Annotated in this window: 7 protein-coding genes; 6 read left to right on the top strand and 1 reads right to left on the bottom strand. The window is 43.8% G+C overall.

Annotation, left to right across the window (positions count from 1 at the left end; translation table 11 throughout):
* The first annotated feature begins 27 nt into the window (after positions 1-27).
* The 3 genes from ASL11_RS14580 to ASL11_RS14570 all read left to right on the top strand — a co-directional run bounded on the left by ASL11_RS14580 (position 28) and on the right by ASL11_RS14570 (position 9,637).
* Entirely contained in the window at positions 28-3,156 is a 3,129-nt protein-coding gene (locus tag ASL11_RS14580; RefSeq protein WP_056615360.1) for a heparinase II/III domain-containing protein, read from the top strand.
* 203 nt (positions 3,157-3,359) lie between these two features.
* Positions 3,360-9,260, top strand: a complete 5,901-nt coding sequence (locus ASL11_RS14575) for an immunoglobulin-like domain-containing protein (protein ID WP_056615357.1) — start codon at positions 3,360-3,362, stop codon at positions 9,258-9,260.
* The gene (locus ASL11_RS14570; RefSeq protein ID WP_056615354.1) at positions 9,257-9,637 is read left to right on the top strand and encodes an S-layer homology domain-containing protein; all 381 of its coding nucleotides are present in this window, start codon (positions 9,257-9,259) and stop codon (positions 9,635-9,637) included. Before ASL11_RS14575 ends, ASL11_RS14570 begins: the two co-directional genes overlap by 4 nt.
* 60 nt (positions 9,638-9,697) lie before the next feature.
* Here ASL11_RS14570 and ASL11_RS14565 read toward each other — a convergent pair whose 3' ends face one another.
* Entirely contained in the window at positions 9,698-10,573 is an 876-nt protein-coding gene (locus ASL11_RS14565; RefSeq protein WP_056615352.1) for an AraC family transcriptional regulator, read from the bottom strand.
* A 152-nt stretch (positions 10,574-10,725) separates the two neighbouring features.
* Between ASL11_RS14565 and ASL11_RS14560 the strand changes: the two genes are divergently transcribed.
* The 3 genes from ASL11_RS14560 to ASL11_RS14550 all read left to right on the top strand — a co-directional run bounded on the left by ASL11_RS14560 (position 10,726) and on the right by ASL11_RS14550 (position 16,659).
* Positions 10,726-12,933, top strand: a complete 2,208-nt coding sequence (locus tag ASL11_RS14560; RefSeq protein ID WP_056615349.1) for a GH92 family glycosyl hydrolase — start codon at positions 10,726-10,728, stop codon at positions 12,931-12,933.
* 406 nt (positions 12,934-13,339) lie between these two features.
* Positions 13,340-14,023 carry a hypothetical protein gene (locus ASL11_RS14555; RefSeq protein WP_268796197.1) on the top strand — a complete coding sequence of 228 codons (684 nt, stop codon included), beginning with the start codon at positions 13,340-13,342 and terminating at the stop codon, positions 14,021-14,023.
* Complete coding sequence (locus ASL11_RS14550) at positions 14,020-16,659, top strand: polysaccharide lyase family 8 super-sandwich domain-containing protein (RefSeq protein ID WP_056615345.1); 2,640 nt, start codon at positions 14,020-14,022, stop codon at positions 16,657-16,659. Before ASL11_RS14555 ends, ASL11_RS14550 begins: the two co-directional genes overlap by 4 nt.
* Positions 16,660-16,746: the final 87 nt, after the last annotated feature.

The raw sequence follows: 16,746 nt of genomic DNA, 5'->3' as shown, positions 1-16,746 counted from the left end.
TGTATTATATACAGGAGATGATGGACAATGGGAGAAAAAACAGAACATTCAGCACGCTTACAATCGCTCGTTGATAGTGCCGAAAACTTATTAAAAACAAAGGGAGAGTATTTTACCGAGGGTACCAAACTGGCCTTGACCGCAATGGTTAAGGATGCAGTTCTAGCTTTAAGTGGAAAGTACCATGTTCCTTTCACCAGAAACCGTGAATTCTACAAACCTAGAGAAGAGGAAGCTGTTTTATTTACGACAAAGCGTTTTACAATGGCGCCTACCTACAATATGGACGGGAAAGTTTATCATGAATATGGCTTGGAGCCTGCTCTAGCATGGTTTAAAGAGCAAGACATGTTGAACAAAGATTTAGAAACGTTGCAGGACTTGGCTGACTTAGCCATTAGCAAAGCGGAGGAGTTGTTAGCCTCTTCGACGATTGGCACAGCAATAGGACAATTCGATACCGATTCAGCAGGTAAGCTGAAAGCTGCAATCCAGGAATTGACCACAGTCAAAGCGGGTTATGCTAGCTCAGTTGAGCCTTTAGCAAAGGCCGTTGTGCATGTTTTTAATATGAGTAGAGAGGTTCGTTTCTCGCGAGTACTACGCACGGATGTTGATATGGCTTCCACATTGTACCTGACACAAGAGGGTTTGAAGAAAGTAAAGGAAATGGCCCAATCCGATGCACGGATTCAAAAACAATATGAGCAAATCGTTAACATCGCAAACACATACAGTTTGGATTACATCGAAAAGGCACTTGATTTAGTCATGAAAGAAGATGCGGATTATGAGGAATTGAATAAGCACTTTTACGTATGGAGCTCCACAGATAAAATCGTTAATTTCCGAGCGCCGGAGGGAGCGGTGAAAGCGGCGTTATCTTTCATTCTTCCTGCTCAAGAGAATGAACAGGAGGGACTGGGCCATGTCTGGATCGACAATGTGAATATCCTTTCCGCTCAAGGCGGCAGCTTGACGATTGAGAATGGCGGATTTGATGAAGGTGATGACATGCCGTTTCACTGGCAGAGCGATTTACTTCGTGGCACCCCGATACTTAAGTGGGAGGGAGAGTATCCATTCTGCGGCGGAGGAGCCAAAGGGGAAGTAGTTACAGTTAACCCATCATCGCAAACGGAATTCACCTATAACGCAGATACCACCAAGCATGCCATTTATATCTGTAATCCGACACCTGAGGACGAGGGGGGATGGTCGTACGACAAGGAAATTCCGATAACTGGCGGCTTAGCCTACACGTTAACCTTCGCTGCCAAGATCGATGGGAAATTGAAACAGGGGTTAAAAACTGTTATTACGTTTAAAGACGAGAACGATCAGGTCCTGGACGTGTTTGATTATGATTTTAATCGGAAATCCTCGTTGCCTAATTCCTGCTTTCTGCTAACGATGCAGTGCGATGCTATTCAGTACGCATTTACACAAGACATGACGTATGCCTTCAAAGCGAAGAATGAAATCTTATATACGTTGAATGATTTCTGTCAAGGGGCAGAGCATTGGCTAGCTTGTAATTCACGTCCTGATGGGAGTGATTCTTACGGGGCCGTTCAAGGTGGAAGAGTCCTATGCAGCGTGGCTGTAACGTTTTCCTTCATTAAAGAAGCGGATGTGTTTACCGTTGAAGAGAAAGAACGTTTCTATGCCATGATCGCATATTTGCTCCCTTATATGCTCGATTTAAGGGATCGTACTGAGCTCTCTCCACTAGATGCCCAGCATGGCAGCGGCAATTGGCAAACGGATATGTGTGCGGGGACCGCTTATATGATGATGGTGCTGGACGATTTCCCGAATCGAAAAGCATGGTTCTATAATGCCTATATGGTCTTGAAATCTCAACTGGAGTTAAACGTTAATCCGGATTCTTCGTGGCCGGAGTCAATCCGTTACCATCATGCGGCTTTGGAGCGGTTTGCCGGTTTTGCGAGAGTGCTTGATCATGCCATCGGAGAGAATTGGTTCGAGACGACACCGCTCGCCCGTATGTTTGATTTCAGTATCCATGTACAGACACCGGGGTATGCCTTTTTTGATGGACACATTGGAACACCGCCGTTCGGAGATCATGCTCTAAGCGGGGGCTCCGAATTTGGGAGTTACGGAACGTATTTAGGCGACGTCGAAAAGGTTGATAAAGCATTAGCGGATCGTATGTATCATTCGTGGAACATGGCAGGTAAGCCGTTTAAGAAGTTCTGGGGTGAAGGCATTGCCCTCGATAATATTCTCGGTAAAGGTGATTCTTACCAGGCTTCTGGATCCATTTCCTTAGATTCAACCCTTCATTATAAGAATGCAGGAATTTATGTATTCAGGAAAAATTTTGGGAGCACAAATCAAAGTTATTTTGCGATCATGTCGAGTCCTGAGCCGATCGCTCACGGACATCTGGATCAAGGTTCGTTTATTTTATATAAAAACAGTATTCCGCTCGTGATGGATTCCGGTATTGAAGGGTATTTCGACAGCAGTACCAGTTGGCATATCAGTTCCTATTCGCATGCCTGTATGCAGTTCGCAACTCAGAAGACCATACAGGAGAAGTCTGGAAACGGATTAATTAATCTGTCTGCAGGAACGTATAGTTTAGAGCGAGGGTGGGTTGATGTTCCCAGAACAAGTAAGGTTGTGAGCAGTAGCCTTGGCAGCCATGTAGAGACGATTAGTATTCAGATTGCGAATCCTGAAGGCAGGGGCATTCACACTCGAAAAGTTATTTATGTAAAGGAACATGATCTCTATATCATCCGTGATACCGTTCAGGATTTTGAAGGTGAGTTATTGTTCAGTTTACCAGTGGCGGCAAAGCATTCCTACATGGAAGGTAATCGCGTTTATTCCGAAGGGATGTACAATGTGGATTTGGAGACAGTCTTCGTCAGTAACGTGAACCGAATAGAGTTAGAAAAGGGGCGCTCCACCACATTTTTTGAGAGTGAGCAAAATCACGTATGTTTGATGGATTATGTACGAGCCACTTCCGATGCCCGAGAAGGCTTCCTAACGATTCTGCATCCAAAAGAAAGAGGAGAGAAGAGTTTGAAAGTAATGAAACTCAATGAGGATACACTTCTCATTTCTATTGGGGATGTAGAATTAGAAATAGATGTGCAACGTGAGCTTCCATAGGTGTGTTTATTTTATAGTTTCTTCAATTCATAACGGTATTAAAAAACAGCAGAAATACCTTAAATAAGTTCGTGCCTGTGTATGCTAATCTTTTGGTAAGCAGTAACACGAATCATTGCGAGCGTAGTCAGGGGGGGATTATTCGTAATACCTGCAACCGGTTACATGATAAACAATAACAGATTATTTTGGAGGTACTCCTAATGTTAGTGAAATTTTGGAAGAGAAGAGTTTCAAGTATTTTGGCTTTTTGTATGTTTTTTAGTTTGTTTTTTGGAACGGTATCACCTACGCTGGCTGCAGATGATTCTGGAATGAGCGTTGTCGTGGTGAAGAAGACCCCGACGGACGATGCTACGATTCATTCGGGGAGTACCACTACCAATTATGGAACTGCTACCTCACTAGTTATTGGGAGCAGCAGATCCGGTTTAATGAAATTCGACTTATCCGATATCACGGATCCGATTCAAAGTGCTACATTAAAAATTTATAAAGACAATACGAATGCGACAAATTTTACGGTTTATCGAAGTGTTTATGACAATTGGTCAGAGAGCACGATTACATGGGATAAGTGGTACCCTAAAGTGAGTGGCGTGCCAGATCTGACTCAAGCCGGTGAATCCTTGATCAGTACGGCTTGTGCAACCACTCCTTGTGCAGCGAGCGGTGCAGCTGGCACGCTGGTTTCCATTAATTTGACCGATACGGTCGTACAGGAAATGCTGGGAGATAAGAAACTCTCACTCGTGTTTAAACGAACGGATGCTAATGGAGTCGACAGCATTGCACTAACTTCAGCCGATATCGCTTCCAAAGAGAACATTAAATCGTCAAATGGTTACAGACCGGTACTCGAAATATCGACACTCAAGGCTATGACAACAGCTGATCGCATCGCCAATGATAAGGCAAAGCTCCTCGAGCAGTTCAACAACAAGTCCGTATCGGCCAATCTGTCTTTACCGACAGAAGGGGCGACCAATACTGCTATCACTTGGACTTCAAGTCAACCGACGGCGCTTTCGAATTCGGGGGTAGTTACGCGTCCCGAATATACACAATCGGACATTCCTGTTACCTTAACCGCGACGCTTACGTATGGTGGCTTAACGGATACGGCAACAATGAATGTCACAGTCCTTCGCATGCCAACCCCGACGGATGCCGAGCGGGTGGCGAAAGACAAAGAGCTTCTCATTGCGAAGTATAATAACATGACGGTTTACGGCAATGTACTTCTGCAACCCATAGGTACATATGGATTTTCGACGATGTCTTGGAAGTCTGATCAATCGGTAATCGTTTCTGATACAGGGGTTGTGCAACGACCACTTGCTGATCAAACAGACGTTAAAGTGAAAATGGAAGTTAATATTCATTTCGGAACGGTTACTGAGGTTACCTATGTTAATTTTCTCGTCCCCAAGTTGACCATACGTACCGCAACCAAGTTGCAAGCTTTAGAGAATATGATTCTAGAGGCCGGGAAGTTGAAGGAACAATTTAACGTCGGAACCGCTCCTGGGCAAGTTGTACAAGCAGCTAAAGATGAATTTGCAACCGTGATTGCGTATGCCCAAACTGTTGTAAATAATCCTGATGGGGATCTCGAGCTCGGGATGGATCGTCTAAGGACGGCAGGAAAGACCTTCATCAGTACTGCTGTTATTTCCAATACGGTCATTGACGTTAAGGAAAACAAGCTGGCATATTCCACGTACCGTCAAGAATTGACTAAGCTCGTATGGGAAGCCAAGGGTATGTTGCAGATTGATCCGGACATGTACACGCAAGCTTCCAAAGATACCGTTCAGGAACAAATTGATCATGCAGAAGCTGTATTGAACGGAACGTACAAAGTACCTTTTGTACGTAACAGAGAATTTAATAAACCAAGACCGGATGAAGACATTCAGTTCGCGATTGATCACTATTCTAAGGCGTCACTTCCATTCGCAGAGAAATATGGCCTTAAGGAATTAATTTCGTGGTATGCGAGCAATCATATTTTGGCAGGCACTTATTATACAATTCAACTTTCTCCAACAGATGATGCTTTCGTCTGGGTAACGGAGAAGACGAAACCGCATAATGGAAATACGCTCATTTACAGTGAAGGCCGGACGGCGTACATGAAGTTCGATCTGTCCTCCATTACAGCCAACGTGATGAAAGCAGATTTACATGTATCGAACTTCAAAACGGATCGAAATAACACGCAAGTACATGTCGAAAGCAATGATTCTTGGCAAGAAGACACACTTGTATATCCGACATCTGGCGATCCAGTTCTCGGCCCTATTGTAAATACATTTATTCTTGGTACGAAAGATGCGATTGGTGCGGGTACCGTTGATTTGACGAGTTCGGTAAAAGTTGAATTGCTTGGTGACAAAAAGCTGAGCCTTAGCTTTGATAATACGCCGGGAACGACCTACGCTTCTGAGATATATTCAAACAACACATCCGATCCTGCTAAACGTCCCTATCTGGAGCTCTCTTTGAATCAAATCGTGGATGCGAAGCTGCAGCAAAAATACGACCGAATCATCGCAGACGCTAATTCTCTTGTTCAACAGGGTGTTATCGGCTCTGGAGCATGGCAGTATCCGCAAAGTGTAGTAAATGGCGTGAACTCAGCTGTGACAGCAGCTATTCAAGCCAATCAGAATGGTAATACCGAAGCGATAGGTGCGGCACTTGTTCGTGTATATAATGCAATGAACATCATGCGGGATGCACAAATACTGCGAACCGAAGCGGAACCGAATTCGAACTTATATTTCACGGAAGCGGGACTGCAAGAGCTTCGCGACAAGATCACTCAAGATCCTCAATTGAAGGCTAAATATGAAGAAGCCAAACAAATTTCCGATCAACAAACACTTGCGGAGCTGGAAAGCTACAAACTTTTCCTGAACGATCAAGTGGACTACACGGATATGAACTCGAAATTTAAGCTGTGGAGTACCTCATCTACACTTAATTTCAATCCACCTGCTGGAACAGCAACGGCAACGCTGCAGTTTACGTTAGATTCAGCTGATAATGAAGCGGCTGGTTTGGGCCATGCATGGATTGATAGTGTCAAAATCTCCCCTCCAGATGCGGCTGATTTGGATATTTTAAACCCTGGTTTTGATACAGGAACCAATGTTCCGGATTATTGGCAGCCAAGCGCTGTCAAAGGAAGCCCTATTATGCGGTGGGAAGATAGGACCAACTACAGGAATGATGGAAGTCGTTCCATCTATATTGAAAATCCAACCGTCAATGATCAAGGGATTTGGACATCGCAGCAGAATATCCCTGTAACTCCAGGCTTGAATCACACACTAACTTTTGCAGCTAAAATCGATGGGAAGTTGAATAAAGGTGTCAAAGCTATTATTACCTATAAAAATCAATCGGGTGCCACAATTGGTTCTGTTGAACTAGTCAACAATAAGAAATCTACAATGGGCCCGAACTCGAATTTGAGCATCCAAGCAGATGCTCTGGTGTATGCGGTTACTGGTGATATCACTTATGCCAAAAAAGTAAAAGAACGAATCTTTTACAATCTGAATGATTTTCTTCAAGGAGCGGAATATTGGCAGCTTACCAATGCAAGACCTGATGGTATTGATGCATACGGTAAAGTACAAGGGGGAAGGGTTGCGTCTGTTGTTGCATCCGCATACACCTTTATCAAGAATGCTGGAGTTTATACGGAAGAAGAGCACCGTGATCTGATCGATAAACTTACCTATTTCAATCTCTTCTTGAACGACAGACGTGATCGTGGTGAATTGGATGATTACACAGTTCAACTTGGATCTGGTAACTGGGAGTCCGATGCGGTCACAGGGGCTAGCATGCTTGCAATGGTCTTTCCTGAGCTTCCTGCTAGCAAACTGCTGATCGCCAACGCGAATAAGCTACTGAAAGCTCAGTTAAATTATCAAGTCGGAGCTGAAGGAGAATGGCCGGAATCAGTACGTTACCATTTTGCCGTGCTCCAGCGTTTGGCAGTCTATGCGAAATCTCTTCGCAACCAGACAGGGGAAGATTGGTTCGCCAATCCGAAACTGGTCAAAATGTTTGCGTACAATCTTGAAGTTCAGACTCCGCCTTATGAGTATACGGATAACAAGATCAACTCGCCAATTTTCGGTGACGACATTATGACGAGCGGGAATGAGTTCTCCTTACTAGGCGTTTATTATGATGAAGTTGGTCGTACCAATGAAGCGCTAGCCTCCAAGATGTATCAGACTTGGGTGAAGGCGGGAAGCAGATTGCCAGCAAACGGTCTAGAGACGATTCTGCTTGAAAGCTTCTTTACACCACTTCATTACACGCCGTCTTATACGCCTTTGGATTTGAAATCGACAGATAAATATCAGGGAGTCGGACTTGTCATGTTCCGTAGCCGTTACGGTAATCCCAATGAGACGTTCATGTCGATTATGGCGAACACAAAAGCACTTGGGCACGGACATTTTGATCAAGGATCTTTTGTTCTGTATGCGGGCGGATCGCCTCTAGTACTGGATTCCGGTGTCGAAAGTTATTTTGCGGGAACCAAAGCGTGGTATACGGGTTCATCTTCCCACAGCACAGTTCAATTTAAGAAGACGGATAACACATCGTATTTGAACACACCTGCGACTAGTGATAATCATAGCTTTTCGACGAATACACACATAGATACGACATCGCTGCGCGTTGCTGATCCGAATGCTAACTCAACCGGTTCTCAGACGCGGAAGATTGCCTATGTGAAAGATGGCATGGAAGCTTTCGTCATTTGGGATCAAATTAAGGGTTCCAGTTCCAGTACAATTTGGAATTTGCCAGTTGCTGCTTCTCAACTGTCTGATATTCAGGGAAATAAAGTTACTTCCACAGGCCATTACAATATGGACTTGGAAACAACTGTGCTTCAGCCGGCTAATCCAAACATCAACCAGGAGTGGGGACGTTCAACTAATATGGTTCCGAAAGTAGACGGCGACAATAAGCTGAATTACATTCGGATTACGAATCAGTCCAATCAGAATTACTTGACAGTTCTCTATCCGAAAGGCAAAGGAACACAAGGGCTGGTTACGGAGCAAGTACCTGTCAGCAGTGTTCAAGTTGATGTATACCGCTTGCAAACAGTGGATAATCATTGGGCATATGTAGCACTTAACAACGGAGCTACGGATGCAAGTGTTTCCGTTCCAGCTGACTCAGACTTGATGGACTTGAAGACCGAAATGCTTTATCCGGTTACTGATGGAAATGCCTTAATTCAAGTTGGGGCTGGTGAAATGGTTGTTTTGAAAAGTACGACGACCGAGGAACCTCCGATTCCAAATACAGGAGGTAATACAGTTCCCCCTACAGAACAACCATCCTCACAGGTTGACCATAATAAGGTAACGGTTGAGGTTAAACTGGATGACAAGGGGACGGCTTCAGCCGTAATCACAGATAGGGATTTGGCAAAAGCCATCCAAAACTCAACGGACAGCACGGTTATCATTTCTGCGAAAGCGACTGGAGCGGCGAAGGCAGTAAAGGTTGACATTCCTGTACAAGAATTCCTTGCTGCTGGTAAAAATCAAGTTGATGTCCTTAAGGTCGATACCGGATTCGCTAAAGTTTCGTTGTCCTCGAAGCTACTCGCAAAAGAAGGTGCTACTCACATTCAACTTCAAGTTGCACAGGTAGATACCTCCTCGTTATCTGTGGAGACGCGCCAACAAGTTGGCTCCACTGCAGCGATTTATGATTTTAGCTTAATGGTGAATGGCAAGCAAGTAACGGATTTTAATGGCAATGAGGTCAAGGTGGAACTGCCATATACCTTAGCGCCAGGTGAGAATCCGAAGAAAATTGTCGTTTATTATTTGACAGACGATGGCAAGCTAGAGGTCATTAAGAATGGTAAATATGATCCCGCAACTGGAATGGTGGCATTTAATGCCAAGCACTTCAGTAGATATTTGGCAGCTTATACAGAATTGAGTTTCCATGATCTTGCGGGTGTAAAATGGGCGAGCGACGCGATTGAAGCGCTAGCGGCAAGAGGCATTGTTCAGGGAGTAGGGAATTCCCGGTTTTGAACGATCCTACAGCGGCTACAACTCTGGCAGATGTTCAACCCAATTCCTGGTATTACAGTTCAATTGCAAGCGCGCAGAAACTAGGAATCGTAAATGGTCAATCAGCTACCGTATTCGGTGTTAACGACAGAATCAGTCGTCAGGATATGGCTGTCGTGGTGTACAGGGCGATGCAGGCGATGAGTGCTCATTCAGCGACAAAGAATACTTTAATTACATTTACAGATCATGCATCAATTAGCAGCTATGCTCTGGAAGCTGTTGCTAGTATTCAGCAAGCAGGCATCATTCAGGGGATGGACAATGGCAATTTCGAACCCAGTTCTTTGGCAACAAGAGCTCAAGCTGCCGTTGTGATTTTTAGATTGTTTGAGTAGGAGATACAAAATGCAAGCTGTTTGAAGAAAGTGGTCCCCTTAAGATTAAGGGGACTTTTTTTAATTCCTTACCTTCGAACTACTATTAAGCTTCCTATAAGCAGACGGAGTCATATGAAGCCGTTCTTTAAATACGCGCGAAAAGGTGGCATAGGAGGTAAAGCCAACTTCGAAACAGACGGAGGTCACGGGCTCATTGCCGGAAATCAGCAAGCTGCAAGCGTGCGAAATTCTTATTTTCTCTAGGAAAATATGGAAATTTTCCCCTATACTAGATTTAAATGAAGTGCTGATATGTGGAACGCTAAGATAGAAGCGCTCTGCCAACGTTTCCAATTTAATATCGTCGCGGAAATGTTGGTAGACGTAGAGAATGATCTCCCACATTTTCCCCTTCTTATTAGGGGTTCTATTGGTATCCATGTCTTTCTTGGTAAAACAGCTTCGCTCCAATAAGATCAAGGCTTCGGTTAATTTTGTTATGAACATGAGCTGGCTCAAGGGTCTACTGCTGAGGATTTCCTGATGCATACTTTTGAAAATGGGAAGAAGCTGCCCGCAAAGTTCATCCTCCAACTGGTAGGATGGATCTCCCTCCGAACCCGCACGTAGCAAGATGTCGCTAAAAGAGGCAGCACCGCCATCGGAACCATAAATAGCTTGAAGCCCGATGGCTCCAATATATAAATGCAGCTCTTGACCTCGGTCTATTCTAATTTGATGGACTTGATGTGGAAGTAAGAGGGTGAAGGTGCCTGGTCCAATCGGACGCTCAATGCCGTTAATAATTTCAGTGCCGCTACCGTAAAAGGCGTAGGTGTATTCAAGAAAATTATGTGTATGCGGAGGGACATCGGCGGTTAATTTATGAATTTTGAACGTATACGGAAATAAATTGTGCAACTCCTGGTCGCCAGGTAAGTTAAAAGGAATCATGGCATCACACGCCTTAGAAGAGAATCGGTTATTTCTATCATAATCTAAAATCTTAAAAAATGAGATGTTTTTCATAATTTTGATAAGTAGTAAAATGACCTACTGCTTACAATGTAAGAAAAAGAAAGTCTGAAGGGAAGGTTGTTACGGTCATGAATGTTTTGCAATATGTGAATCCTTTGCAGGGGACAGCTTCTACATTTCGATTCTCCAATGGAAATACACTGCCTCTCGTTGCACGACCATTCGGTATGGCGGCATGGAGTCCCCAGACGGATGAAGCAGGAAAAGGCTGGTTTTTCCATCCATCCCATCGCCATTTTGAAGGTATTCGGCTCACGCACCAACCAAGTCCATGGATTGAAGATTACGGGCATCTAACCATTCTGCCGCAAACGGGACCACTTATCGTATCCGCCGCGAAACGGTCGTCCTCATTCCGTAGCGAGGATATGTCCATCAAGCCCGATTATTTCCGTGTAAAGCTGCGTCGTTATAACACGTTATTGGAACTGAGCCCGACAGAACGTTGTGCAAGTATGCGAATGACTTTTGAGGCTATACAAGAAGCGAGAGTTTTGGTGGCGCCATTTGCTGGAGAATCGTCCATAACCATAGACCCTGGAAGAAGAAGGCTGACGGGGTATACCCGTGCGAATTCGGGTGGTGTTCCTGAAAATTTTGCGATGTATTATGTGATTGATTTTGATTGTGATTTGGATGTGCAAGCGAGTGGTACTTGGGATCAGGATGGTAAGGCATCGATACACTTACATGAAGTAGGAAATCGTACAAGTGCATTTATTGGACTTAACATCCCAGAATCAGGTGAGGTTAATCTTCGAATAGGTACCTCCTTTATAAGTTTGGAGCAAGCAATAACCAACCTTACACAGGAAATAGGCTCAAAATCATTCGACTTGGTTAGAGCGGAAGCAACGCAGGCGTGGGAAGAAACGTTAAACCGCATCCAGGTTGAAGATCAAGATGAGGATAAAATAAGCACGTTTTACACTTGCTTGTACCGAGTTTGCTTGTTTCCCCGGATGTGGCATGAATTTACCGCTCAGGGGGAAAAGGTGCATTACAGTCCATATAACGGTCAAATTGTGAAAGGTCCGATGTATTGTGATAATGGATTTTGGGATACGTATCGCACCTCTTATCCTTTATTTAGCCTTCTTTTTCCATCTCGCTTAGGTGAAATCTTAGAATCTTACGTTAACGCCTATAAGGAAGGCGGTTGGATGCCAAAGTGGTCTTCCCCTGGAGAACGCAGTGCCATGCCGGGAACGTTAATTGATGCGGTTTTTGCAGATGCTTTTGTAAAAGGCATAGAAGGGTATGACGTACAATCGGCTTATGAAGGCTTGCTAAAGCATGCCTCACAAGCGGCGGAAGATGCTCATTTCGGCAGGAAAGGCGTTCGTGCTTATCAAGCGTTTGGATATTTGCCAGCGGATCAGTTTCACGAGAGTGTCAGTAATACGTTGGATTATGTATATGGCGATTTTTGTATTGCTCAGCTAGCCAGAAGTCTCGGAAAAGATGAGGAGTACACACTTCTAATGGATAGGGCTAGGAATTACGCCAAATTATTGGACCCTTCTGTAGGTTTTATGAGAGGGAAAAGGGCGGATGGTAGTTGGGATGAACCCTTCGACCCGATAGAGTGGGGAGGTGCTTATTGTGAAGGCGGCGCCTGGCAGTGCAGTTGGGCTGTTCAGCACGATATTGTTGGATTAGCCGAGTCAATGGGAGGAAAAGATGTTTTCTTAGCCCGCATGCATGAGTTATTGTCGACTGCCCCTTTGTTTAAAGTAGGCAGCTACGGTTTAGAAATTCATGAAATGTCAGAAATGGCTTCAATTAACTTCGGGCAATTTGCTATCAGCAATCAACCGAGTTTTCATATCCCTTACCTTTTTGCAGCAGTAGGGTCGCCTGCTGGGACGCAATACTGGGTCAGAAAAACAGCAAAGGAGCTGTTTAGTTCTGCACCTGACGGTTTGCCCGGTGATGAAGACAACGGGAGCTTGTGCGCTTGGTACATTTTTGCCTGCATGGGGATGTATCCGTTATGTCCTGGTGTGCCGGAATATGTGATCGGAAGTCCGATGTTTGAGCGGATGACACTTCACTTGGAGAAAGGCAAACAGATCGTGATAGAAGCTGCTTGCAACGCGCCTAACAATTGTTATGTGCGAAGCGTACAAGTGAACAATGAGTCACATCAGCCTTTGTTTTTTACACATGATCAGCTAATCGACGGCGCTTTCATTCAATTCGATATGTCGGACATTCCGCAAGTTAAACATGTTGAGGATAAGAATTTGCCTTACTCGATGTCCGTAAGGTGATAAAGGATACACAAACAAATAATGACCTGCGAATGGAGCGATCGCAGGTCGTTATTTGTTTTCATGTAGAGAGATAATCATTTTAATAGGAACATGGCTAATGAATGTTCATGTTCTTTAGAAACGTTCATATTACTAGGTTTGCTCATGATTTTGAGTCTTTTATGTTCCTGTTTCTCACAAATTGGAATTAGCCATGTTCGTGCAAGTGATACGTATGATGATATGAGAGTAAAATGGGCGGATACACTCACTGGGGGTACTGGAAACAATACATCTGATCCAGATGTAGCAAAAAAACTCAGCATGATCGCCCAGACCAGTTGGAGCACAATGAATAAAGCTGCTAACAGAACGTACTTGTGGTCCGCCTACAACACTTCTGATCCAGTAAACTCGCAAAATTTTGTCACATACACGAAATCGGTACAACGAAACGCTTTTTGGGCCTGAGATAACGGGGACATGGTTTGATTTGGAGATTCAATCACCGATTCAGATCAAAGATATCTTAATTTTAATGTATGATGATTTGATTACGACAAATCCAGGTCTAATCACTAACTATATGAATGTGATTTCTTACTACAACACGGATCCAACCGCCATTCAATATGCTGCACCTAATCCAGCCTATGGCGCTAATCGTGTTTGGAAAGCCCTGATTGTTGCAGGGCAAGGTATCATTATGAAATCAAGTGCCAAGCTGGAGGCTTCAAGAGATGCATTAAATCAAGTCATGGACTATGTGATTAAAGGAGATGGATTTTACGAAGACGGTTCATTCTTGCAGCATGGTACTATCGCCTACACGGGCGGTTATGGGGCCAATCTCCTGCCGGATGTGTCCAATCTCCTCTATTGGTTGAACGGTTCGCAATGGGAATACACATATGCGAACTATTCTAATGTATTTAAGTGGATCTATGACAGCTATGAGCCAGTCATCTATAAAGGCTTAATGATGGACATGGTGAGAGGCAGAGAAATTGCAAGTAGTTCCACGCAAGGCCGTGTTATCGGTAATAAGGTAATGGGAGGCATTTTACGATTGGCGCAGATCGCCCCCCTACGGATGCGCAGAGAATGAAGGCCATGGTCAAATATTGGGTTCAACAAGATCTTACAGTCAGTATCTATAAGGATGCAAATTTGAGCATTCTTCAGCTGGCAAAGGCTGTGATGAATGACACCAACATTATCCCAAGAGGAGAACTTGCATTAACGAAAGTATTTGCTGGTATGGACAGAGCAATCAGTTTGAAGCCAGAATCCGGATATGGATTTGGCGTCAGTATGTCTTCTAATCGTATCGCCAATTATGAAAATGGTATTAATCAAAATGTAAAGGGTTGGTATACAGGCGAAGGGATGACTTATTTATATAATAACGATCTGCGTCAATATATCGACTATTGGCCTACAGTGAACAAGTATCGATTACCAGGTACAACGGTTGATACCAGAGTAAGAGCGGACGGATCCAATGCAAACTACCTAAGTCCTAGTACATGGACAGGTGGAACAGAACTGCTTAATCAATACGCAGCGGTGGGAATGGATTTGCAAGGAGCTGGAAGCACGCTGAAAGCCAAGAAGTCTTGGTTCACTTTCGATGATGAAATCGTCGCCCTTGGGAGTGGAATCAATAGTACAGATGGCAGAGTAATTGAAACAACCATTGAGAATAGAAGTCTTAATAAAGAGACGATTCCCCATGGAATCGATACAAGTTCTCCGGTTGCAACCCCAACGAGCGGCGAACCCATGCGATTGATGGTAAGCCAGGTCACCGATAGCGGCAATGATGGCAACATACCTGAGAATACGTTAGACAATAACATAAGTAGTAGATGGACTTCCGTAGGTGATGGTCAATGGATTCAATATGATCTAGCCAAAGTGCAGCCAGTTGGGTATGTTGGTATTAATTTCTTAAGTCAGGCAGCCAGAGCCAGTATGTTCAATATCCAAGTTTCCAGCAATAATACAGTGTGGACGACAGTATACAGCGGAAGCTCAATAGTAGGAGTTTACGCATCGACCATTCAAGTGTTTGATTTTCCTGATGTATATGCGCGGTACGTTAAGATTGTCGGTCATGGTAATACCACTAACGCATATAACCACATCCAAGAGGTGCAAATCTATGCCCCAAATCCACAAAATTTAATTATTCCACCTTCGGTTGTTCCTTTGCAAGCGTTATCAACAACGAATAATCTTGAAACCAATGACAATGATATCTTTACACGTTGGTCATCTGTAGGCGATGGCAATTCGCTGAAATATGATTTTGGTAGTAATGTTACGATTGGATACGCAGGAATAGCCTTCTTTATCGGCAGTATCCGGCAATATTCATTTGAAATTCAGACCTCATTGGATAATACGGTGTGGACAACGGTATATGGCGGTCAAAGTGCGTTGACATCTGAAGTAAAAGCGTATGATCTAGTAGATTCGACTGCTAGATACGCGAAAATCATTTTCCATGGGAATAATGTTGATCTAGGCAATCGGCTTTCAGAGATTCAATTCTATGCGCCCAATGCACTGGGGACAGTATTAACCCCTGTGCATTCCATTACAACTTACAAAGGCGATGAGCAGCTTGTTGTAAATGGCGTGACGAAGCCTTCAGGAATGGGATGGACAGAAAACATGAGTAATGTATCCACTGTGTATATGGAAGGCACAGGAGGATATTATTTCCCGCAACCCGCAGCGATTAAAGGCATTCGTGAATCTCGACAAGGCACCTGGGGACAAATGTTTTCAGGAGGCTCGACAGATGTGATCAACAAAAAATACCTTACGTTCTGGTATGATCACGGTACTAACCCCGTTAACAAAGACTACGCTTATGTGATGCTGCCAGGCAAGACGGCAGAACAAACCACTGCGTACAGCAATAGTCCAGATGTATCGATTATTGCTAACAATTCGAGTGTTCAAATGGTTAAAGAAAATGGACTTGGCCTCACAGGCGCTAATTTCTGGACGCCGGATATTGCTGCTGGTATTATTGCCTACAATCCTTCTTCCATTATGGTAAGGGATCAGGCGGGGGTATTGGATATTGCTGCATCAGACCCTACACATCTTCAGACCAAGATAACGTATGAAATCACAAAAACAGGAGCTACTTTAATTCAAAAAGACGCAAGTATTACGATTTTGCAATTAAGCCCTACAATTAAATTTGAAGTGAATACGGAGGCCAAGGACGGCAGATCGCATAAATTGTCCATTCAATATGATACCAATGCCCCGATTCCACCTACCAGCAGTGTCACTATCGTTGATGATCTTAATGATTATACGAAAATTTTCTCGCGTACCTCTAAATTGATTTTAAGTGGTTCCAATGCGGCGAAATATGGCGGAGATACTTCTAGATTGTCAAGACTTAACACTTTACAAGAAAATGTGGTTTATAAAGCATTTGGCAGCATGAATATGGATTCATTCGCTCTAGACACTTGGTTTGCCTACAATGAACCGATCAATGATTTTGATATTTATTCGTCGCCTGACAATGTTACCTATACCTTAGTTACTCCGAACAGAACAGTAGTGCTAGGTGTAGGAACGAATTATCATAAGGTTAGCTATGATCAACAATTACCTGGAGGCACCAAGTACGTAAAGATCGTATTTAAGAACGACCTGACCTATTACTCTCCGGCACTTGGTAGGGCTGTATTTACGAGTAAACTATAACGAAGAGCAAGGTCTCTATGAGTAAAAAAGCTTTCCAAAGCCAAGTGGCTAAAGGAAAGCTTTTCTCATTGTAGGAATGACTAATCA

It is taken from the genome of Paenibacillus sp. Soil750, from assembly GCF_001428045.1.
Taxonomy (GTDB): Bacteria; Bacillota; Bacilli; order Paenibacillales; family NBRC-103111; genus Paenibacillus_E; species Paenibacillus_E allorhizoplanae.
Note: the sequence above shows the minus strand (reverse complement) of the source record. Positions and strands in the feature narration are given on the sequence as shown.